The following is a 23,277-nucleotide window of genomic DNA, read 5'->3' on the forward strand; positions in this document are numbered from 1 at the left end:
CCGGGGAAGAAGCTCCCGCCGATTCCTCGCACAACGAAGCAACTGAAGAAAAGCAGCCCGAACCCGTCTACGCCACGTGGTCGGATGTGGCCGCGGCGGTCGAGTCCGGCGAGCTCGAGGGCGAGGGCTTCAAGCCTGCGGGCATCGGCACCGAAGACGACCCCTACGCGATATCCACCCCCGAGGCCTTCGCCTGGTGGGCCGCGCACAAGGCCGGCGACGCGAACACGTTCGCGCGCCTCGACGCCGACATCGACCTGACGGGCACGGCTCACGCGGAAGCCGGCACCCTCTGGACGCCCATCGAAACCCTCGCCGCTGAACTCGACGGCCAGGGCCACGCGATCCTGTTCCGCACGCAGGGTGCAGGCCTTGCCGGCACCGTCGCCGAGACCGGCGCCGTGCGCTGGTTCTCGCTCGGCCGCACGCAAAGGCAGCTCGAGGAGGCCGCCGCGCAGGGCGGGGAGGCTGCAGCCCTCGCCGAGACCTCCGTCACGACGGAAGGCTCGCGCGCCGGAGCGGTCGCCGGCATCAACAAGGGCGCGATCGAGGGCGTGGTGAACCGCATGCCCGTATCGTGGCAGCCTGCTGAGGGCGACGCCTCCGATCCTGCCCCCTCCTCCCTCGTCGGCGGCATCGCCGGCGAGAACGACGGCCGCATCGCCGACTGTGCGAACCTAGGCGCGGTGTCGAGTGCTAGCGCCTCATCCGACTCCGCCGCAGCCGGCATCGCCGGCGCGGGCGCGGGCACCGTCGAGACCTCCTACAACGCAGGCAGCGTGAAGGCCGCCGCCAACGGCGCCTACCTCGCCACCACGCTCACCGCCGACGGCGCCTACGAGGACCTCGTGCGCACGAGCCTCTACCTCGCCCCGGGCAACGAGGCCGCCTACGAGGGCATCGCCGTCGCCGACCGCGACGGAGCCTTGCCTCCCGACCAGCTGCGAGACGCCGCGGAACTCCTGAACGACGGTCGCGAAGGCGACGCCGTCGTGTGGTCTTCTGGTGACCCCGACCGCACCAGTGGATACCCCGCCCCGGCTCGCCCCGCAAACCCGAACGCGGCGCAGGCCGAGCCCGAGGCCCTTGCCGCCGAGCCCGCCCCTGCAGCGGCCGACGACCCGGCCCCTGCAGCGACGCCAATATTCAAAAACTGGCTCGAAGTGGCGGAGGCCGTCGACCAGGGTAAATACGGAATGGGAAGCTACAAAGAAGACCCTTTGGCCGTATCCACGCCGGAAGGCTTCGCCTACAGCCTTTACTGTGCCTATCGGAACACTGACAACAAAATCGTCCTTGCAAACGACATCGACCTATCCGGCACCTCCTACACCGCCGACGGCAGCCCCCTTCCATGGACCTGCTGGAACATAGAGAGCAACATCCAGCTGGACGGTGCGGGCTGCACCATCTCGGGCATGCACGTGTGGGCAGACGGCAGGTCAACGGACCACCACACCAGCGCCGTCTCAAATATGGCCGGTCTAGGACTCTTTGCCGGCACGGTTCATAGTGGGAGTAGTGAATTGAAAGCCGTCGTGACCAACCTCACTCTCGAAGGGGTCATTGACATGACAACGGCCGGTTCGAACATCTTGCCCAATGCGGCGGGATCAGTTGTTGGTTACCTGGGTTATGAGGAATGCCCGGCTTCACTTTCGCTTCGGAACGTGACCTCAAATGTGGAGGTGAAGAGCCGTGGATACGCCGGAGGCTTGGTGGGCGCCGTCGGTGGTGCGGCCGTGTGCGAGATGCAAAGCTGCACGAACAAAGGCACTATCTACGCCGACGGTGAGATGTTCCCAGAGAATTTGATGAATTGGTCGCACTCGAGCCTCAACAATATAAAAAAGTTCAACGCCGATCCTCGGAATTATCATTTTGCTATCGCAGGAGGCCTCGTCGGGGTTATTCTGCCCACTGTCGGATCGGCCAGGTTCACGGCAAGCGATTGCAAAAACATCGGTACCGTCACCTCGCCGGTGCTCTACGCCGGCGGTCTGGTTGGCTGGTACGCGGGTCAGGATCTGGGTATGGAGACCAAGGAGAGTGCGTTGTGCACCATCACCCGATCCTACAACGAAGGCGCCGTCGAGAGCACCGGCGGTTATGCGGGTCCGACCAAAAACGGCGGACCGCTTGGCTATCCGAATTATGGCGGCTGTGCGGGAGGGCTTGTGGGATCTGCCGAAGGCAACATCTTCACGCGTGACTGCTACAACCGCGGCCCCGTTCACAGCGGTTTCCTGGCGGGCGGCATCTTCGGCACTCTTGACCCAAGTCCGCTGTCATATCAGTACTTCTCCACCTACAACGCCGCCGCCGTCACAACTTCCTACACGGATAGCTTGACCGACAAATCCGGGTTGCCAGCTGACGTCCCTGCGCCGAGGGGGCAGGGCGGCGGAGTGTTTGGCTATATTCAAGCAAGCCATTTCGATTCGATCGCTAACTACTTTAGTTACAATCGCGACATGTGCTCGTCTTCCGTGCAGCATGGCATGTCCGCCACTGATTCTTCGTCTTCGAGCCAACCCCTTCCGTCCGGTTTCACCACCGACCAGATGAAAACGAAAGACACGTCGGAGGACTTCGTCGGCTTCCTCAACGCATATTCGGAGACCGGTAGCTCGAATCCTATTTGGTCGTATACGTCAGGTCGCAACGACGGCTACCCGTTCGTTGCCGGCGCGGTGACAGGGGCAAGGTACGCCTCATGGGCGGACGTGGGCAGGGAGGTGGCAAACGGGTCGTTGCGCGACTACCAGCCCGTTGGCGACGGCACGAAGGATAATCCCTACCGTGTGACCACTCCCGAGGCGCTGGCCTATCTGTTCTACCAAGCAAACACGGGGTATAAATTCACTAATAACTACGTCTGCATCAGGCTCGGAGCCGACATCGACCTGTCGGGAATGCAGTACGGAGGCCTGGCTTGGCAGAACGGGACTGTCAGCCCTGCGTTGACATGGGAGCCTTGGGGCGATCTATTCTACGGGTCGTTCGAGGGGGCAGGCCATACGATAAGCGGCCTTTCTGTCGATATGGAGGGCGGCGGCCGCGAAAAAATGGTCGGAGGATTGTTCTTGCAGGCCTGCACCAGCGAAGAAAGCTGGAGCGAGGGTTTGGAAACGACCATCGGCGGATTCATTCTCGAGGGAACCATTGTTGCGGGAACGGCCGATGCGGTTGGCGGCGTTGTGGGAGGACTGGGTTATTACTACGATTCGACCAAAAGCAAGCTGCGTCTGCACGACATCGAGTCGCGTGTAACCATCAGACCTTACGGTACACAGACCTACAATTCGGTTGGGGGCATTGTAGGCCTTGGGGGGGCACACTGCGAGGCCACCATAGAGCGCTGCGGGTTCTCGGGCGATATCGATTTCAAGGATGCTGGATCAGTTGACAAAATAGGCGGTATCGCGGGCACGGTCGGCGAGGAGGGCTGTCTTGCAACCCTTGAAGACTGCTACTCAACCGGCGCCATCACCGCGTGCCAGCGTGCCGGGCACATTGGCGGCGTGGCCGGCGTCTTGTTCGGTTCGATAAGGAACTCGTATGCGAAGCCGAGCGTATTCAGCGTTCCCGCAGGCCCATCAACAGGCCTGGTAGTAGCTACTTGGCTGGATGGTTCCCAGACCAGGCGCGTGTTCATCGACCCGACGGATCTCGATAAATTCAACGTGCAGCCCGTTAGCGACGCTATCGGGTTCACTGTCGATCCTACGATGATTACCGAGGTGGACTCGGACTATATGAAGACGGGCGTGTTCGCGGCCTCGCTGAACTGCTCTCGCGAGAGCCCGGTATGGGGCAGCTCTGTCGCAGGGGAAAACGGGGGTTTCCCCGTGCTCCACGGCGCGCCGGACATAGCCAGTTGGATGGAGATCGGCAAGGCCGTCGAAGAAGGCTCTCTGGTTGATTCGGAATACAATTCCGCCTTTCCAGAAGTGGTAAACGGCACGTATATCCTGCGAACCCCCGAGCAGCTGGCATATTATTCCTATCATGTAAGGGAAACGTACCGGATGTCTGGATCCGCGGATCCCTCCTACCAGGACGAGGGCAGCAAGCCCGTGCAGAAGCCTGCGCGCATCGAAGCGCCGGCGTTGGACATGATGGGCGCGGCCTATGGCGGAACGTGGGCGGAGCCTCTGGCATGGGAGCCTATCGGCAACTCCTACTGGAAAGAGTCCGAGGGGAGGAGCGTGAGCCGGCCGTTGTATGGTACCACCTTCGACGGCGGGGACAGTGTCATATCGCATCTGCGCGTGCAAGGCGCCACCGACGAGAAGGACGCGAAGGTCGAGGGCCGCGGTTCATCGGCGGCGCTCATCGGCGAAGCTTTGCAGTGCACCGTGAAGAACGTCCGTTTGGATAAGACGTGCTCATCCACGGGTTACCTCACCTTGCTAGACTCCAAGCTGTACACGGCAGCTGGCATCGTGGGCACGGCCCGATCGACCCTCGTGGAGAATTGCTCGTCGTCGGCGACGGTCACGGCGGCGTGCAACGATGCATCATTTGACAATCTGTCTATGGCGAGCAACTCCGTTGCCGCCGGCGGCGTCGTAGGTGTTGCATATGATGACAAGGGTACCTACGAGGGCGAGACCATGATATCCCGGTGTTCGAACGCCGGCGCGGTAATCAGTAAGAAAGAGGGTACGGAGACGAGCTTCTGCGTGCTCGTCGCCGGCATTGCCGGAGCCGCATGGAGCACGTATGGCAGCTACTATCTCGAAGACTGCTACAACGTTGGTGTTATAGGTGGAAATAAGGAGGAGAATGTTGCTGCAGGTATAACCGGAGGCGCGCCCAGCCTTGACAATTCTAAAACGAGCGCTATTGTGCGAGCTTGTTACAATGCGGGTGTCATCGCCACGCCTACGACTACGACTTCTGCCGCTTATGCGATCTGTGGGGAACAGCAAAATTACGATTATACCGACCCCGATCGCCCGAACTTTTTGGTGAGCGACAACCCTTCGGGGCTTGGAGAGTACGGATACTGCGACAAAGGCTACTATGCCGAGTGGTCGATCTCCGATGGTAAGCTACCAAAGTTCGTCACGGCGCTCAACGCCGGGCGTGTGGGCAAGGATGCCCCCTGGGTGTTCGACTCCGAAAACGTGAACGGCGGGCTTCCCGTGTTCGGCATCAACTTCGGCGCCTGGGCCGAGGTGGGCGAGGCCGTGGCCAACGGCAAGCTTACGGGAGACGGTTTCGTGCCGACGCAGGCCGGCACCGTTGACGATCCTTACCAGATATCCACCCCCGAGGCGTTGGCTTGGTTCGCGTACAAGGTGAACACGGATCGCGCCTACGGTGTTAAGAGCGCCAAGCTTATGGCGAACATCGACCTGGACGGGTCGAAGTACACGGCGGTCGCGAAGAGCCTTGCCAACGCCATGCCATGGACCCCCATCGGCAACGATGGGACGTACTGGTTCGGCGCCGACGCTGCCGCCAGCGGCCAAGGCGAGTACAAGACCGTCGTCTTCGACGGCAACGGAAAGACCGTGGACTACATGCTAGTGAACCGCGCCGTCGACTATTCGGGTCTGATCGGCTGCGCTCACAACTGCACGATCAAGGGTGTCACCATCGGCAAGAACAGCAGCGTGACCGGGAAAGCTAGAACAGGTGGTGTGGCCGGAGGCTTCGAGGGCTGGTCGACGACTCATGCCATACGCGTGGAAAGCTGTGTGAACTACGCCACTATCAAGGGTAGCCAGAAAACTGCCGGCATTATTGGAAATCTGCCGACAAACCAGGCTGTCGCATCGATGGCGTACTGTGGGAATTACGGATCCGTCACGACGTCTCAAGGCGATTCGGGCGGCGTGGCTGGACAGGCTTGCGACGGTAGAATCGAGTATTGCTTCAACAGAGGATACCTTAAAACCGGATCCGGCGGTTATGGTTCGGGGGGAATCTGTTCTTCTGGCTATGTGTACAACAGCTACAACGCTGGAACGGGCAGCACCAACTCCAAGATCACTGCCCGGCGCTCGGCAACGAATTGCTATTACACCACCGACGGCATGTCCGGATCGAACCAAGGCGTTGGCGTTACGGCCGAACAGATGAAGTCCTGGGCTGCGGCGTACGCCTTGAACGGCAAGAATTACGGCTCGGGCACCGCGTGGGCATACGACTCATCAACCAACGAAGGCTACCCCTCGTTCGGCGAACTGCGCGCCGCCGCCGACTGGGGCGAGGTGGGCCTCGGTGTAGACGCCGGCCTCATCGCCAGCAAGCCGGCGGAGACCGGCGCTGACGCGGAGAACGCCTTCGAGCTGGGCACCGAAGAGGCCCTCGCCTGGTTCGCGTACAAGTCGAACACCGAAGATACCACCAAAGCGTACACCAAGTGCGCCAAGATAACGGCGTCCACCCTCGACCTTACCGGTACGAAGTACGGCGGCACTTCCTCCGCCAAGCTGCAATGGTCGTCCATCGCGAAGGTCAGTGGCGGGCATGGCACCGTACCGGGCACCTTCGGCGGGACGTTCGACGGCCAAAGATGCGTCATCAAGAACCTGTATCAGAGCAACCCTTCCGCGGCAGCCGCCAGCGGCTGGGGTTTGTTCGCCTTCCTGTACGGTGGCACGGTGAAAGACGTGGTGCTCGAAAACGTCGACATAAACATCTCCAACACGAAGGCTTATGTCTCCGTCGGCGGCATAGTCAGCCAAGCTGCGGGCGGCGCTGTCGTCTTGGGCTGTGCGGTGAACGACGGCACCATCAAGGGCACGGTCGTCACGGCTCAAATGGTCGGCGGCATCATGGGCGATTCCCATGCGAATGGCAGCACCATCGAGAACTGCTATGTGCGCGCTTCCGTGACGGTGACGGGGGGCTCTGGCGGCGGCGGAATCTTGGGCCGGGCCCTTAGTGGAGCAAAGATGAAGAACTGCTACTTCGCAGGCACGGCGCAGGGCAGCCCCCTGTGCTCTCAGAACCAATCAAATGCGACTTTCACCAACTGCTACTACGATTCCACGCTGTTCACCGGAAGCGCCGAGCGCGCCGGTGTCAAAGGCCTTTCCACGGCTCAGATGCAGTCCTGGGCTGCGGCGTACGCCTTGAACGGCAAGAATTACGGCTCGGGCACTGCGTGGGCCTACGATGCCGCAGCCAATGACGGCTACCCCTCGTTCGGCGAACTGCGCGCAGCCGCCGACTGGGGCGAGGTAGGCTTCGGCGTGGACGCAGACCTCATAGCCGGCAAGCCGGCGGAGACCGGCGACAACGAGGCGAACGCCTTCCAGCTGGGCAGCGAAGAGGCCCTCGCCTGGTTCGCGTACAAGTCGAACACCGGGGATCCTAAAATCGCATACACCAAGTGCGCCAAGATAACGGCGTCCGCCCTCGACCTCACCGGCACGAAGTACGGCGGAACGCCCGACGCCAAACTGCAATGGTCGTCCATCGCGAAGGTCGGTCCCGGGCACAGCAAGGCACCGGGCACCTACGGCGGCACGTTCGACGGCCAGGGACGCGTCATCAAGAACCTGTATCAGAACAACCTTTCCGCGCCGGGAAAAGGCGGCTGGGGTCTATTCGCCTTCCTGCACGGAGGCACGGTGAAGAACGTGGTGCTCGAGGATGTCGACATAAGCGTCTCCTGCGCGTCGGACTACATCACCGTCGGCGGCATCGTCAGCCAGGCCGAGGCCAATGCTGTCATCTCGGGCTGCGCGGTGAACGGAGGCACCATAAAGGGAGCAAGCCCCACGGAAATGACCGGCGGCATCGTGGGCGACGTGCATGAGGGCGGCGCCGCCATAGAGAACTGCTACGTGCGCGCGAATGTGGGTGAGGATGCCCTCAGGAAGCACGGCGGTGGCATAGTGGGTCGCTCTTACAACCCGGTCACCGTCAAAAACAGCTACTACGTGGGGAAGGCTTCGAAGCCCGTCTGCTACAGCGAAAGCTCGGGCACGGGCAAGTGCAAGCCCGACAACGTGTTCTACGATTCGACGGCGTACGGATCGACCGCCCCCGCCGAAGCCGGCGTGACCGCGCTTTCCACGGACCAGATGCAGTCGTGGGCAGCGGCCTGGGCGCTCAACGGCAAGAAGGCGGGAACGCCGTGGACCTACGACGCATCCAAGAACGACGGGTACCCCTCGTTCGGCACGCTGGCCGCGCCGGCCGACTGGAGCGTCGTCGGCGCGGGCGTGGACGCCGGCCTCATCGCCGGCAAGCCGGCGCAGACCGCCGACAGCGCCGCGGATGCCTACGATCTGGGCTCCCCCGAGGCGTTGGCCTGGTTCGCGTACAAGGTGAACGCCGACAACGCGAACTACAAGAGCAAGCACGCAAAGCTGGCCGCGCCCATCGACCTGTCGGGTAAACCCTACACGGGAGAGGCCTCGGTCGCCTCCGACTTTTCCAACTGCCTCAAATGGAAGCCCATCGCGAGCTTCTCCGGCGAATTCGACGGCGGCGGGCACGCGGTTGAGAACCTTTTCGTCAACGAGGGCACGGGCCGCGTAGGCTTCTTCGGCACACTGCAAGGCACCGACTCCGCCGCAGTGTCGGTGCACGACTTCGGCGTGGCGAGCGGCTCGGTCAAGGGGCTCCACACCGTCGGCGGCATCGTGGGCAAGATGGAGAGGGTGAAGGGGAAAGCCGCCGTGTCGGTCGAGCGGTGCTGGAACGCCGCGTCGGTCACCGGCACGGGATCGGACAGCAAGGACACCATGGCCGGCGGCATCGCGGGCTATGTGTTCGGCACCGTCTCGAACTGCTACAACACCGGCTCGATCTCCGCTGCGAAGACGTGCGCCGGCGGCATCGTCGGTTCCACGACCGGGGACTCTGCCTACGGAACCCGCGTGGAGAGCTGCTACAACACTGGTAGCGTAACTGCTCCGGTCACGTACGGCGCCATCAACGGGTGGCACAGTAACGCGCAGAGCCCCACGACCAACTGCTACTATCTGGACAACGGGCTGCCCGCCTTCGGCAACAACGCTACTGCCGGCCAAGCCACCAAACTCGCGGACGACCAGCTGAAGTCCTGGGGCGCGGCCTACGCACTCAACGGCGGCGACGGCACGCAGAAGCTCGCCGACCTCGCCACCTGGCGCAAGGCGAAGGACGCAAGCGAGAACGCGGGCTACCCGGTGCTCTGCACCGCGGGCGAGTCCATGGACGCTGCGGCCGACTGGGGCGAGGTGGGCGCGTGGGTGGACGCCATCGCCGTCTCCCTGCAGCCCTCGACCGCGTCCGACGGCGCCTACGAGATATCCAGCCCCGAGCAGCTGGCCTGGTTCGCCTACAAGGTGAACACGAGCGCCACCGCGCGCGAGTACGGATCGAAGAGCGTCCGCATCACGGGCGACGTCGACCTGGACGGCTCGGCCTACACCGGCAAGGAGAAGACCGCCGAGAACGCCCTTCTGTGGGTGCCGATCGGCAAGGGGTACAGCACCGAGACGTGGGACCTCGAGCACTGGTACGGCGGCGAGGCCGGTTCCGGCTACAAGGGCGTCGTGTTCGACGGCGGCGGCCACGCGGTGGACTACATGCGGGCCGAGGGCGAGGAATACGTCGGTTTCATCGGCGTCGTCCGCAACGCCACGCTGAAAGGCATCGTTACCGGCGAGCACGGCAGCGTGACCTCCACGTCCCAGGATGGCAGCAGCAGCTTCGGAGGGGTGGCGGGCGGATACGACGGCGTCGGCGAGGAATACGATGCGGGCGACTACGCGGTCAAAGTCGAGAACTGCGTCAACCGCGCCACGGTTTCGACCACCTATTGCTATGAGACCGGCGGCATCATCGGGACGCTGCCGCCTCTCGGCGAGGCGGGCGTCTACGCCGTCGAGCGCTGCGCGAACCACGGCACGGTCGGCGGATGGAACGATTCGAACGGCGGGATCGTCGGCGACGCGAACTCCAACGAGGTGGCCTACTGCTACAACGTCGGCCGGTTCGACGACGACAACAACGGTGGGAGCATGAGCGGCATCGCCTATAACGCGAGCAGGGTCGTCGGCTGCTACAATGCAAGCGAGACGGTGGCCGAGTTCCCCATCTGCAACGGGGATTCCTCGATCGGCGAGTCCGTGGACTGCTGCTTCGTAGACATCCCCGATTCGGGTATGTACTACGAGAACCAGGGCACCCCCCTCACCGACGCCCAGATGAAATCCTGGAACGCGGCCTACCTGCTCAACGGCTCGGCCTATGTGGGGAGCGCCGACGGGACGGCCCCCGCCTCCACCGTGTGGACCACCGACGAGCAGAAGAACGGCTCGGCCTTGAAGAACGGCGGCTACCCCGTGTTCGGCGACCTGAAGCTCAAGGAGCTTACGGTCACGCTCGATCCGAAGGATATCTCCACGAAGGTGGATAGCTCCAAGAAGGCGACAGGCGAATTCATGGAGGGTCCGGTGAAGAAGCCGCTCTCCGGCCCGGTCACTCTGGAGCAGGCCCCGGCGAACCCGTCGGGTGCGACGCTGGCGAGCGCCGCCGACGTAGACGCGGCCTTCTCCACGTGGGGCACGACCTCCGCCAACGGAAAGTTCGCGCTGGCTGCCGGCAACGTGTCGCTCACGCCCTCGAGCGCAACCGGCGATACGGCGCTGCTTGGTACTAACCTGGCCGGCATCGATCTGCATACGGCCGCCGCGTACACGAGCGGCGATGCCCGCAGCACCTCCTTCATCGTGGCCGACGACTATGCGCACTACAAGGTGAGTGTCACGGTGAAGGCGTTCGAGGGCAACAAGACGCTCGACGTGGCGGTGCCGGTGGAGACATCCTCGTCCTTCGAGCTGTCCCCCGACGGCGAAGTGCACCAGGGCGACAATGCCGCGAAGGCGGCGGCGCCCTCCACCCTGAAGAGCAACAACGCGATGCCCGTGGCGGGTTCTGTCAAGAGCGTGGTGCCGATGGCCCAGAACACCGAGCTCTCTGCCGGCGACAAGGTGAATGCGGTCCTGGATCCCGTCGCCGAATCCGACGTGCTGAAGGCCACCTCCGATCCCGTCACTCAACCCGGCAACGCGAAGCTGTTCGTGCTCGGCTCGGACGGCACGGGCGAGCTCGCCAAGCTGGACGCGCCCCTGTACTACGACCCGGCAAACGCCAAGGTGCCGCTCGCGTTCTCCGTTCCCGGCGGCGAAGTCGTCAGATGGAAGTGGGGCATGGACTACACCGGCACCTACATAGGCACCACGGGTGTGTTCGGCTATACGGTTGGTTATGACCTCCGCTTGTCCGAGAACGACGTGGCCGCACCCGTCCTGAGCGCCGGCGCCAAGTAGGGAATCGAGGACGAGGACCGCGTGAGCGAGCAGACGAACATACCGAGCACGGCGGGCGCTCCTGGCGGGGAAGCAGCCGCGCGCGTACGCGAGAAGGCGCTCGCCGCCAAGCGCCTGGCGGTCGCAGCCCAGCGTCTCGTGCCCGCGCACGGGACCGATGCCCAGCGTTCCGCCGCACAGGACGCACAGGTGGCGTCCATCATGGCCGACGAGGCCATGGCGGCCGTATCCGACGACGCGGCCCTGGCCGTGGCCATGGCCGAGGAGGCATCGACATTGGCGATAGAATCGTTGAAGGCCGCGCAGGCGGCAGCGCCCGGACCTGCGCATGCGGCGCCTGCTGTATCCGAGGAGCAGGGCGTCTCGCGCGAGGCGCTTGCCCGCTCGGTCCCGGCGATCTCATCCCCCGACCCCGCTTCCGGCACGCCGGCCCCTGCCGCCGCGGCCGTTCCCGCGGGTACGGCCGCCCCCGCGCCCGCTGCGACACCGGATGTTTCACGTGAAACGTCTGCGTGCCCGGCCGCGCCCCTGCCTGCAGCCTCCGTCGCTGCTCCCGCCCAGGCTGCGGCCGGCATGCCGGCCATCCCCGCCAAGCGTTCGCACAAGTTCCGCACCGCCTGCATCGCGCTCTCGGGCGTGCTGCTGGTCATGACGGGGCTTGTGGCCGGGGCGTGGTTCGGGCTGTTCCGCCTGCCCGATCCCGTCCAAGAGCGCATCTACCTGCTGCCCGACGCGCACGCGCAGGCCGGCACCCTGAACGCAGCGGACATCGATGTGGCTCCCGGCAGCTTCCAGATGGTGCTCAATCAGCTGTGCACCATGGCCGAGGGATCGCTGAACTGCCCCATCCAGTTCGAAAACCCCGCCGCCAACCAGTATTCGGCGCGCGTCGTACTGGAAGTTGACGGTGAGGAGCTGGCCCGCTCGGGCATGGTCGCCCCCGGCAGCTACGTGCCCGCCGTGCGGCTCGACCGCGCGCTCGAGCCCGGCGACCACGAAATGCGCGCTGTCGTTCTGGTGTATTCGGGCGCGACCCAAGTGAACACGCTTGCCAGCGACGTGACCGTTCGCGTGAAATGACGGAAGGAACATGATGGAAGAGATCACCCAGCAAACCCTCCCGAACGCAAAGGCCCCCGAGCCCCATAAAAAGCTGTGGGCCGCCATCGCCGTGCTTTTGGTGCTGCTTATCGCGGCGGCGGTCGCGCTGTTCGTATGGATGACCATGCCCGACCCGAACCGCGACGGCATGCAACCCGACCCCAACGTGAAGGTGGGCTCGCTCTCCGGCGACTTCGCCGACTTGGACAAGATCGTGGACGAGGGCATGCTCACGTTTTCCATCAACGCCACGCCGGCGTTTCCCGACGGCGCGAGCCCCGGCAACCTCATGATCGAGAACGCCGAGATCAACAACAACCGGTTTACCGTGGCAATCTACCGCACCGACACGGGCGACAAGGTGTACGAGTCGGGCTACCTCGACCCTGGCCAGTACATAGAAAGCGCTCCGCTTGACGTGGACTTGGAAGCGGGCGAGTACCCGTGCACGGCGCAGTTCTCCACCTACAAGCTGTCCGACAACACCCCCATCGGCCAGGCGGCCGCCGAGATCACCGTCTACGTGCAGGGATAGGGGGCCGGACGTGGAAGAGAGACTCGTTTCGGCTCCTGCGTCCCGCGACGCGTCGGCGCGCGGCACCGGTCCGCCCGGCAGGGGGCGATGCCCCGACTACGCGGGCGCCCTCCCGGCGCGAGGGGAGGGCCGTGTATGAGCTTATGAGAAAACGTCGCGCGAAGAAAAGCACTGCCGAGAAAGGGGCGCCCCGCACAAGCGAGGGCGCGAAACCAAAAGGAGGAGCACCATGTTGAAGAAGAAGTTCGGAGCCTGCGCGCTGGCGCTGGCCACGGCGGCCGCCGTATGCGTTCCGGGGACGGCCCTTGCGGATCCCGTTGCTGCCGGGACGACCGAGGTGACCGCAGCCGGCGACACGGCGTCTACCATCACCGGCACCATCACGGCCACGAAGCTCTCGGTGTCCGTGCCCACCACGGCCGCGTTCACCATCGACCCCACCATCACGGCGACGGACGATGCCGCCGGCGTCGCGGCCCAGCTCACGAACGTGCCCACCGACTACACCGTGACCAACTCCTCGGCGGTGCCGGTGTACGCCTACATCTCCAGCTGTGCGATCAGCGCGACCGACGGCACTCCCGCGCTGGTCACGAAAGCGGACGGGCTTACCGCTGACAAGGCCGTCATGTTCGCCGTGAAGGATGCGGCCAGCAAGCCCGCCAGCTTCGCCACCGAAGCCGACTGGCTGACCACGGCGGCGGGCAAGTACTACGCGTTCAACGCCGCCGAGTACGGCAAGCTGGCCACCCCGAAGGCCGCGACGGCTGCAGGCGATAGCAGCAACGCCGCCACGATGAGCTTCTACGGCCAGACCACGACGGGATGGAGCAACGGCGACACGTTCACCATCGTGCCCACCTTCACCATCACCGCCACCGCACCCGAGACGACGCCGGCTCCGTAACCGGCGGCCGACGCCATGACGACGAGAGGGAGGCGACCACGATGATCCGGCAACGAAACGCGGCAGCGGGAACTCAGGCGGCGCCGCGCCGCACGACGGCGTGCGCATGCGCGCTCGCGGCCCTGCTCGCGCTCTGCCTTCTGGCCTGGCCGCGCGCGGCGCTCGCCGACGAGGTGGGCGGCGACGGATCGTTCGACCTCAACCTGTCCATGTCGGTGGCGGCGGCGGACGATCCCGACGCTCCCGTCCATCCGGTGTCCGTCCACGTGTCCAACCTTTTGGGCGAGCACGTGGGCGGCGCGCGCGTAGCCTACGCGCTGCAATCGGACTACGCGGATCCAGACGCGCCCGTGCCCGCCGTCGTCGAGCCCGCGCTTGCGGCTCGGACGGCGTCGGGCATGGTGCGCGCGGGATCGGCGGTCACGGCTCCGGACGGCACGGCCGACCTCGAGGGCATCGTGGCGGGCTGCGACTACTTGGTGTCCGTCGAGGCTGACGGGCACACCCGCTACGAGCGCGTCCACACCTGCAAAGGCGATGAAGGCGAGCGCTGGGAGGTCGTCATGGAGAAGGCCGGCGGCTCGGGTGGCTCGGGCGGTAGTTCGGGTAGCACCGAGCCCGCCGGCTCGCCTGGCGCTCCCGGCGATGACGGCGGCGCAGGCCCTCTGTTGCGGCTTCCCTCTTTGCTGGTCACCGGTGACGCGCTGGGCCCTGTTGCCCTGTGCGCCGCAGGCACGCTGCTGGCGGCCGCGGCGCTCATAGCGCTGGCCCTTCGAAGGAGGGGTGCGCGCGATGGCCGATGAGCATCAGGACGGCTGTATGACCGCGCGCCGCCGCTGGCCCTTCGTGCTGCTGGTGCTAGGTTTGCTGCTCGTGGCTGCCGCAGGCGCTTGGTGCTTCCTCGCGCCGCCGGCTGACGACGGCATGGAGCCCAATGTCGTCGTGGGTCCCATGGGCGACTACAGCAAAGACGAGCTCGAGGCCCTGCTCGCCCAGAAGGTGGACGAGGGCATGATCGCGTTCGGGCTGAACACCCAGATGCACCTTGAAAGTCCCGATGCCGAGGCTCCGATCCTCTTCGAGAACCCGGGGAACAACGCCAAGCTCCTCACTCTGGAGATAACACGCGACGACACGGGGGAAGCGGTGTACGAGACTGGGTACCTCGCTCCGGGCAGCTACGTAGACAGCGACCGGCTGGACGTCAGGCTGGAGCCGGGAAGCTATACGTGCACGGCTCTCATCCGGTCGTATCAGCAGGACACGAAGAAGCCGCTCGGCCAAGCGGCGGCCGAGGTGGTCATCTCGGTGCAGGATCCCGGCCAAGGTTCGAATCGATAATGCGCCCCGCACAGACGGGCGCAACCCAACGAAAGGAAACGATTGAAATGACGAAAGCAAAGAACATCGCCGCCGTGCTGACGGCTACGGCGCTCGCCGCCGCCTTCGCCGTGCCGGCGTTCGCCGCCACTCCCGGCGTCGAAGACGGCTCGTACGAGAAAGCGGAGATCGCAGGCGGATCGTTCGAGGCTCCCACCGACATCAAGGCCACGGTGCACGCGCCGGGCGCCAAGGTCATCAAGGTCACGGTTCCCTCCCAGCTGCCTATCGGCGTCGCCACGAAGGTGGGAAGCGGAAGCGCTCATGTCATCGACGCTGACAAGACGCTCCCGGTGCAGGCCGAGGTGCGCAACTACTCGCAGGACTCCGCCGTGGACGTGTCCGTGGCGAAGGTGGCGGACGACAGCAACCTGCTGGAAAAGATCTCGCTCTCGCTTGCGCCTGCTACTACGATGGGCACCCCGGGCAGCGACTACTCCTTGTCCAAGGGAGATTCGATCGATGCGCCGCTGTTCACGAACCTCGCCGGCACCGCCGACGGCGCCACCAATCCCGGCGTCGGCTCGCTCACGCTGACCGCCTCGGCTTCGCCGAGCGAGGACCTGACGAGTCTCGAAGGATCGCACACCGTAACGGCCGTGCTCAAGGTATCCGTGCCCACTGCCTAGCCCCCCCCGCAGGTCGCCCTCGCAAGGGGCGGCCTGCTCGCCCGACCACTTGCGTTTCGTCGGGCGCTGCGTCCCCGAGAAAGGAAACGACGATATGCTGCTCGAACCATCGACTCCCCGGACGGCGGGCCCGGCCGCCTTGGCGGCGGTCCTCGCGATCTCGCTCGCCCTGGCCCTCCTGCCCGCATCCGCGTTCGCGGCCGACGTCGTCTACGGCGTGGGAGGCGAGGGCGAACGCGAGCTTTCTATTGGGGCGACGGTCGCCTCCCCGGCCCCTGCGGTCATCAAGGTGGAGGTGCCTTCGTCATCGTCTGCGGTGGACATCCATATCGAGACGAGCGTGATCGATGGGCGCTTCATGGGCTTCACGTCCGCGAAGGGCACCGTGAGGAACCTGCCCGAGTCGACCGCGGCCATCTCCGCTGCCGTGGACTCGGTGGTCGACGGGGTATCGGGCAAGGGCAAGGCTCTCGGCTATTTGGGTGTGAGCATCGCCGGCGACCGCACCGTGGAGCTGTCCGAAGGGTCGGGCCTGGGTGCTGTGATCATCGACCAGCTCGAGCCGGGTGCGGATCAGGATCTGGTCGTTACCGTGGACGACAAGACCGGCGGCAAACCCATACCCACGGGCGAGTACGGCACGCAGGCCACCATCAAGGTGCGTGCCGTTTGAGGGCGTCGTCGGAGCTGAGGGAAGGGAAGGTGGTGCCGATATGGCTCGCGTGAAGAATTCGATCATAGCCGAGCGCAAGCTGCACGCGCTCTGCTTCATCTTGCTGCATCAGGAGGAGTCGGCCGGCTACATCGCCTCAACGCGTGATATGGCAAAGAGTCTCGGCTTGAGCGAGGCGCAGCTGCGCGGCGTGAAGAAGTCGCTCGTCGAGGCGGGCCTTGTTCGCGTGGTTTCTCGCACTTATCCCAACGGGGGCACCGCCGAAAACGCCTATTTCCTCACCCCTGCCGGCATCGAGGCTCTTTCGTACGCGAGAAGCCGTCGATAAGGCGGTTCCACGATGCCGAAGACGAGTTACCGTGCGGTCGAGGAAACCAAGAACAAGATGCTGGCTTACCTTGCCGAATGCTCCGACTCCAGGCAGCCCGCGCACGTGTCGATCGATGCTATGGCGGCCGACTTGGGGCTCACGCGCCATCGCGTGATCCATGCGCGCGACGAGCTGCTGCTTGAGGGCTGCGTGCAGGCAATTCCCCAATACTCCGAGATGGGCGCCCGTATACCTAACGGGTACCGGATCACGCCTTTCGGCCGCGCGCGATTGCGCAAGGCTCGTCAGGAAGCGAGGGACCTTGCAGGCGTCGAAGGATCGTCGCGATGCCGAAAGTGAAGATGGTCGAGGCTCGCGATCGGCGGCTGCGAGTGCTTGGATGCATCCGCGACGAACGTGGCGCCGATGGGCGCACAGTCGCATCGTACAAGATGATAGGATACGCAACGGGGCTTTCAAGCTCGCAAGCTCGCAGCGTCGTGAGATATCTGAGAGACTCCGGTTTGGTAAGCGTCGAACATCGTCATCGTTCCGACGGTGGAACCGACGACAATGCTTATTCCCTCACCCTTGCTGGTCTCGCCGTTCTCGATCGGGCGACGTTCGCAAGAGATGAAGCGCTTGCGAACTCCGAAGCCCTCGAGAGCGATCCGACTTTCGCAAGCAGCGACGTTCTCCTTGGCTGCGGGGCTCCCGTGTTCCGCTGAAAGCCCTGCCGGCGATGCCCTAGGTGAAACGCTCAGTTCGTTGGTTTAAGGATCGCTACGTGCTATGGGCAAGTCCCTGGAGCGGACGCTATCGCGGCGATGCTCGTTCAAGCATTATTCTCGAATAATGCAAATAAGGTCATTCAACTGGAAAGATAATTGTTCAGTGAATATTCGTGGATAATCGACCGCTTGCGTGCGGCGAGTTCTATAGTTGCCTGAGAGAGACAGAAATAAGAAAGAAGGACCCTCCATGAACCAGGCATCCCAAACCCTCGCGCAGCTCAAAAAGGCAAGCAAGCTCACCCGCCTCGCTTTCCACAAGAACGGGCCGAAGAGCTACAAGCGCGGACAGGGCGCGCTGTTGAACGCGCTCATCGACAACGACGGTACCACGCAGCGCGAGCTCGTGAAGATCCTCGGCCTCAGCCGCAGCGAACTCAAGGACATCGTGAAGAAGGCCGAGCGCAACGGCTACGTTACCATCGAGGATGCCGAAGGCGAGCGCACCTACGCCGTGAAGCTCACCGACGAGGGCTGCAAGGTCGCCGAGAAGCGCATCGTCGCGAACGACAAGACGGCCGACGACATCATCGACTGCCTGTCCGAAGAGGAGATCGCCCAGCTGAACGCCATTACCGAGAAGCTCATCCTGTCAATGAAGGACAAGGGCATCAATGGCAAGAAGAAGGGTCGCAAAGCTCACGAGTGCTGCTGCCACTAGGCTCGCTTCCGAGTCTCATGCTCGATCGCCCAACGCCCCGGCTCGCACTGAGCCGGGGCGTTTTTCGTGTGGGGCGCGAAATCGTCGCTTCGAGCATCCGACGGGTCTTCAATGGGGTGAAATCACCGATTTCGGAAGAGGCGTGGCATCTTGCGAGCAGGGGAGTTCCGTTCCGCATCGCGGCTGCTCGCCGTGTCCTCTGCTTTGCGGCATCGTCCTGTGCCTGCTTGGGGCGCACGATTTCCGAAATCGGTGATTTCGCCCCATTTCGACGGCTTGGAGATGCAAAGATGGCCACCCGCGCATCCGTCGAGGCCGAACGCTGCGGTCGGCATGCGTCGAGTAGGCGGCCGGACCGGATGTTTCACGTGAAACATCCGTTCTTGGATCCCGGTTTTCCCTACGCTTTGTTGTGTGGCTTCGCATGTTCTGAGTCTCGTCCCTTGCCAGTGCCCTTTCCCTTACACGTTGCCCTCGCCCGCCCGTGCCCCTCGCCCTCGCCCGCGTCCAGCGCGAATCGCCCTCTACTCCATCTGACCGTACGAATGTTTCACGTGAAACATTCGGTCGAATTCCTCGCATTCCTCGCCCGGCGTCCCCTTGCGGTTCGTCAGTTCTGCAGATACGCCGAATAAGCGCGCGACGGCGTACGCAGCCGCGCTGGCAAGCTCTACACTGGTTTGCAACGAAGTATCCATTTGAAAGGACAAGGCTATGGCCGATCGCGAAGTTGAGAGCTCTGACGTCGAAGTACCCGAGATCCCCGAGATTCTGGAGAAGGTGCTCCTGTTCTCGCTGGACGAAGCCAAGGAGAAGATGACGCAGGGAGCCGACGTGGTGCCGTTCACGGCGCTCGTGGTGAAGGAGAACCTGTTCATCGAGAACCATCCCGCAGACACCGCCGAGGAGTGCTTCAACCTTGCTCGCCATACGGTGGAGCATGCGCGCGGCGCTGCGGCGTACGCGCTGTGCTACGACGGCTACATCGAAGTGGATGACGGCGTGAAGGACGCGATCATCGCCGAGGGCGGCGTCCCGGGCGAGGACGCCGGCTACGCGGTGAGCTACCTCTACGAGATGGACGACGAGGGCAAGGTGACGTTCGAGGAAGAACCCGCGTACGTGGGCGAGGCGCCGAACTTCATGATCGCGTTGAGCGACGCCGACTCATACGCAGAGGAAGACATCGACGAGAAGTATCTTGAGGAAGACGCCGTCGAGGACGAGGAATAAGGCTTGTTCCGTTCGTTTTCCACCACGTTCAGCGAATCACACGCCGCGGCTCCTACCTGGGCCGCGGCTTTTTTGTTCCAGGACGCGGCCCGCGAATGAGGTACGCGGTGCGCTCGGCGTTGGATGCGCGTGAGGATCATGGGCGCGCCGCGTGGAATCCGCGTTGGGAACGGTGGCAAGGAATATGGAATCCGCGTTGGAAAAGCGCTGGATTCGCGCAAGCTTGAGAAAGCTGGGCGCTGGAAACGTGCCATCGCCGCGTGAGACGAGGTTGTTATGATGGATACCAGATGTTCGGCACGCTGCTAAGAAATGGCAAGTATGGCGAAACAGTGCTGAAACGATAGGTGAAAAGATTGTATTGGTCGTTTCGGCTCCCGTTTGCTAGAATAGTCAGGCTAATCCTGCCCCGGCTATCTTGCCTTCTCAGCACCGGGGCCGTAAAGACCAAAGGAGGTGAGCTGATGAAGGCTTATGAATTGCTGTTTTTTGTCGCTCCGTCTATCGACGAGGAAACCCGCGCCGCTGTTATGAAGCGTATCGACACCACGATCGCTGATGCCAAGGGCACGGTTGACAACGTCGACAACTGGGGCAAGCGTAAACTCGCTTACGAGATCAACGGATTGACCGATGGTGACTACACTCTCATCGATTTCCACGCCGATCCCGCTGACGTTGCCGAACTCGATCGCGTTCTGCGTATTACCGACGCTGTGGAACGCCACATGATCGTCAAGCGCACGGACCGCGACTAGGAGACGACGTAGAGGGCCTGGGCGGACAGCCCGGTGTCCGGCATGAGAAGAGGTAGACACACATGAGCATCAACCGAGTTATCATCAGCGGAAACCTTACCCGCGACCCCGAGCTTCGCTCCACCGCGAGCGGGCTTCCCGTGCTCGGCTTCGGCGTGGCGGTCAACGACCGCCGCAAGAACCAGCAGACGGGTGAGTGGGAGGATTATCCGAACTTCATCGACTGCACGATGTTCGGCGCGCGCGCCGAAAGCCTTTCGCGCTACCTCAACAAGGGCACCAAGGTGTCCATCGAGGGCAAGCTCCGCTGGAGCCAGTGGGAGCGCGAGGGCCAGAAGCGCAGCAAGATCGAAGTGATCGTCGACGAGCTCGAGTTCATGTCGAGCCGCAACGATTCGTCGTCGTACGGTGGCGGCATGGGCGGCGGTTACTCCGCTCCCGCTGCAGCTCCCGTGGTTGCCGCACCGGTGGTTGATGCCTCTTCTTCGGTCTATGACGAAGATATCCCGTTTTAAGCGACACGAAAGAGGTTAGACAATGTCCGATTACGCGAAGCAGCCGCGTCGCAAGTTCTGCCAGTTCTGCAAAGAGGACACGCAGTACATCGACTACAAAGATACCCAGATGCTGCGCAAGTATGTTACCGACCGCGGGAAGATCAAGCCGCGCCGCGTGACGGGTGCCTGCACCCAGCACCAGCGTGACATCGCGAACGCCGTGAAGCGCGCTCGCGAGATGGCTTTGATGCCCTACGCGGTTCCCGCCATCAGCGGCCGCGGCGACCGCCGCAGTCGCTAGGCGCAAGGAGGAACCATGAAAGTCATCCTGCTCCAAGAATTGAAGGGCAAGGGCGGTGAGGGCGACGTCGTCGACGTGGCCCCCGGTTTTGCCAACAACTACCTGCTCCCGCAGAAGGCTGCCATCCTCGCTACGAAGGGCAACCTGAAGCAGCTCGAGCAGCGCAAGCACAACATCGCCAAGCGCGAGGAGAACCGCCTGGGCGATGCCGCCAAGATCAAGGAGACGCTGGACGGCGCGCTCGTCAAGGTCGAGGCCAAGGTGGGCGAAGAGGGTCAGCTGTTCGGTTCCGTGACCGCTCAGATGATCGCCGACGCCATCAAGGCCGCGACGGACGTCGACGTCGATCGCCGCCGCATCGAGCTGGGCCACGCCATCAAGACGTCCGGGCAGCACGAGGTCACGATCTCGCTGTACCGCGACATCAAGACGACGGTGAAGCTGTTCGTCGGCGGTGCCGACGAGGCTGCCCCGGTTGAGGAAGAGGCCGAGGTAGTCGAGACGGTTGAAGAAGCCGTCGAGGCTCCTGCAGAGGAGACCGCCGAGGCCGCTGAATAGCAGCCGGAGCGCTTGCTCGGAAAAATATTTATCCACAGCCCTCGGTTGTGGAAACAGTGGAAAACCCCCTTCGCCCTGATGGTGCACGGAGGGGGTTTTCCTGTGTCGGTGGATAACCGAAAACCGAGGCAATGCTGCACAAAAATAACTAATGACCTGCGATAACCGTTGCAGTATCATAGGGGCTCACGCAATTCGAGAGGGAGTTCGAGCATGTCTTCATCCGCGCCGTACAGCGCCGACTTCGCACCTGACGATGGTGCCGCATCCGACCGTCGCAAGATCGATCCGCAGAACATCGAAGCGGAGAGGTCCGTCCTTGCCGCCTGCATGCTGAACCAGGAGGCCATCGAGGAAGTGGCGCCGAAGCTGGTGAAGGAGAACTTCTACCGCTTCGCTCACCAGCACATCTACGAATCCATGATGGACCTGTATGTGCGCCATATCCCGATCGACCACATCTCGCTCGCCGACAACCTGAAAGCCATGGGCCAGCTGGAAGCCGTGGGCGGCAAAGCGTACCTCATCGAGCTCGCCGACAACACGTTCGCCCTCACCAACTGGCAGAACCACCTGGAAATCGTGAAGCGCACGTCTATCTTGCGCGATCTCATCCGCGCTTCGGGCGAGATCGAAGCTTTGGCCTACGATGCGCCCGACGACCTGGGCGTCGTGGTCGAGGAAGCGGAGAAGACGCTGTTCCACGTCACCGAGAAGCGCGTGTCGTCCGCGTTCAAGCGCATGGACGTGCTGCTCACCGAGGCGTTCGAGGAATTGACGAAGCTGGCCGAGCAGAAGGACGCCATGGCCGGCATCCCCAGCGGGTTCAAGGACGTCGACGACCTGTTCCACGGCTTCCGCGGCGGCGACCTCGTTATTCTCGCCGCGCGACCCGGCGTCGGCAAAACGTCGTTCGCGCTGAACCTTGCCACGAACGCCGCCAAAGCGGGAGCCACCGTCACCTTCCTGTCGCTCGAGATGAGCGCGGCGCAGCTGGTGCAGCGTATCCTGTGCGCCGAAGCCCGCGTGAACCTCTCGCGCCTGCGCGCCGGCCAGGTGCAGGAATCCGACTGGGGCGCCATCGCCGACGCGTCGAACACGCTGTCGAAGCTGGACATGTTCATCGACGACACGCCGTCGCTGTCCATCCTCGAGCTGCGCGCCAAGGCCCGCCGCGAGCTGCGCTCTGCGGAAAAAGGCATCATCATCGTCGACTACCTGCAGCTCATGTCGCCGCCGCAGTCGCGCAAGGACGGCAACCGCGCCGTCGAGGTCGGCGAGATCTCGCGAGGCCTGAAGGTGCTCGCGAAGGAGATGGACATGCCCGTCATCGCCCTGTCGCAGCTGTCCCGTGCGGTGGAGATGCGCGGCAAGAAGCGCCCGATGCTGTCCGACCTTCGAGAGTCGGGTTCCATCGAGCAGGACGCCGACATCGTCATGTTCATCGACCGAAGCATGGACGAGATCGAGGCCGAGAGCGAAGATCGCCCCGACCTGGGCTCGGCCGAGTTGATCGTGGCCAAGCACCGCAACGGCCCCACGCGCGACATCCCGCTGGCTTTCAACGCGGAGTACACGCGCTTCATGGATTTCATCGACGATTCGCGCGCGGGCGGCTATATGTAAAGCCCCTGTTGAGCCGTTTCGCGGTA

At 63.6% G+C, this 23,277-nt stretch carries 18 protein-coding genes; all 18 read left to right on the plus strand.

Annotated features, from left to right (window positions below; translation table 11 throughout):
• Positions 1-86 precede the first annotated feature (86 nt).
• The 18 genes from C1A15_RS02480 to dnaB all read left to right on the plus strand — a co-directional run bounded on the left by C1A15_RS02480 (position 87) and on the right by dnaB (position 23,251).
• Positions 87-11,291, plus strand: coding sequence for a M26 family metallopeptidase (locus tag C1A15_RS02480; RefSeq protein ID WP_101721107.1), 11,205 nt, complete (start codon positions 87-89; stop codon positions 11,289-11,291).
• A 21-nt stretch (positions 11,292-11,312) separates the two neighbouring features.
• On the plus strand, positions 11,313-12,371 hold the full coding sequence (locus C1A15_RS02485) for a hypothetical protein (protein WP_101721108.1): 1,059 nt from the start codon (positions 11,313-11,315) through the stop codon (positions 12,369-12,371).
• Between the two features lie 10 nt (positions 12,372-12,381).
• Positions 12,382-12,927: a hypothetical protein gene (locus C1A15_RS02490; RefSeq protein ID WP_146001793.1), complete on the plus strand. Its 546-nt coding sequence runs from the start codon at positions 12,382-12,384 to the stop codon at positions 12,925-12,927.
• 229 nt (positions 12,928-13,156) lie between these two features.
• Positions 13,157-13,834 (plus strand): hypothetical protein, encoded by a 678-nt coding sequence (locus C1A15_RS02495; protein WP_101721110.1) that lies wholly within the window; start codon positions 13,157-13,159, stop codon positions 13,832-13,834.
• 41 nt (positions 13,835-13,875) lie between these two features.
• Complete coding sequence (locus C1A15_RS02500) at positions 13,876-14,637, plus strand: hypothetical protein (protein ID WP_101721111.1); 762 nt, start codon at positions 13,876-13,878, stop codon at positions 14,635-14,637.
• Positions 14,627-15,175, plus strand: coding sequence for a hypothetical protein (locus tag C1A15_RS02505; RefSeq protein ID WP_101721112.1), 549 nt, complete (start codon positions 14,627-14,629; stop codon positions 15,173-15,175). Before C1A15_RS02500 ends, C1A15_RS02505 begins: the two co-directional genes overlap by 11 nt.
• A gap of 47 nt (positions 15,176-15,222) precedes the next feature.
• A complete protein-coding gene (locus C1A15_RS02510) occupies positions 15,223-15,843 on the plus strand; it encodes a hypothetical protein (protein ID WP_101721113.1) in 621 nt (206 codons plus the stop codon).
• Between the two features lie 94 nt (positions 15,844-15,937).
• A complete protein-coding gene (locus C1A15_RS02515) occupies positions 15,938-16,516 on the plus strand; it encodes a hypothetical protein (protein ID WP_101721114.1) in 579 nt (192 codons plus the stop codon).
• Positions 16,517-16,556: 40 nt separating this feature from the next.
• Positions 16,557-16,844 (plus strand): helix-turn-helix domain-containing protein, encoded by a 288-nt coding sequence (locus C1A15_RS02520; RefSeq protein WP_101721115.1) that lies wholly within the window; start codon positions 16,557-16,559, stop codon positions 16,842-16,844.
• 12 nt (positions 16,845-16,856) lie between these two features.
• Complete coding sequence (locus C1A15_RS02525) at positions 16,857-17,186, plus strand: hypothetical protein (protein WP_101721116.1); 330 nt, start codon at positions 16,857-16,859, stop codon at positions 17,184-17,186.
• On the plus strand, positions 17,174-17,554 hold the full coding sequence (locus tag C1A15_RS02530) for a hypothetical protein (RefSeq protein WP_101721117.1): 381 nt from the start codon (positions 17,174-17,176) through the stop codon (positions 17,552-17,554). Before C1A15_RS02525 ends, C1A15_RS02530 begins: the two co-directional genes overlap by 13 nt.
• Before the next feature lie 253 nt (positions 17,555-17,807).
• Entirely contained in the window at positions 17,808-18,278 is a 471-nt protein-coding gene (locus C1A15_RS02535; protein ID WP_101721118.1) for a MarR family winged helix-turn-helix transcriptional regulator, read from the plus strand.
• A gap of 714 nt (positions 18,279-18,992) precedes the next feature.
• Entirely contained in the window at positions 18,993-19,511 is a 519-nt protein-coding gene (locus C1A15_RS02540) for a hypothetical protein (RefSeq protein ID WP_101721119.1), read from the plus strand.
• Between the two features lie 464 nt (positions 19,512-19,975).
• Positions 19,976-20,269, plus strand: a complete 294-nt coding sequence (gene rpsF, locus C1A15_RS02545) for a 30S ribosomal protein S6 (protein WP_101721120.1) — start codon at positions 19,976-19,978, stop codon at positions 20,267-20,269.
• 62 nt (positions 20,270-20,331) lie between these two features.
• The gene (locus C1A15_RS02550; protein WP_101721121.1) at positions 20,332-20,784 is read left to right on the plus strand and encodes a single-stranded DNA-binding protein; all 453 of its coding nucleotides are present in this window, start codon (positions 20,332-20,334) and stop codon (positions 20,782-20,784) included.
• Between the two features lie 22 nt (positions 20,785-20,806).
• Entirely contained in the window at positions 20,807-21,067 is a 261-nt protein-coding gene (rpsR, locus tag C1A15_RS02555) for a 30S ribosomal protein S18 (RefSeq protein ID WP_009305603.1), read from the plus strand.
• Positions 21,068-21,082: 15 nt separating this feature from the next.
• Positions 21,083-21,625 (plus strand): 50S ribosomal protein L9, encoded by a 543-nt coding sequence (gene rplI, locus C1A15_RS02560; protein ID WP_101721122.1) that lies wholly within the window; start codon positions 21,083-21,085, stop codon positions 21,623-21,625.
• Between the two features lie 213 nt (positions 21,626-21,838).
• Positions 21,839-23,251 (plus strand): replicative DNA helicase, encoded by a 1,413-nt coding sequence (gene dnaB, locus C1A15_RS02565; RefSeq protein ID WP_101721123.1) that lies wholly within the window; start codon positions 21,839-21,841, stop codon positions 23,249-23,251.
• Positions 23,252-23,277: the final 26 nt, after the last annotated feature.

Source organism: Eggerthella timonensis (genome assembly GCF_900184265.1).
Lineage (GTDB): Bacteria > Actinomycetota > Coriobacteriia > Coriobacteriales > Eggerthellaceae > Eggerthella > Eggerthella timonensis.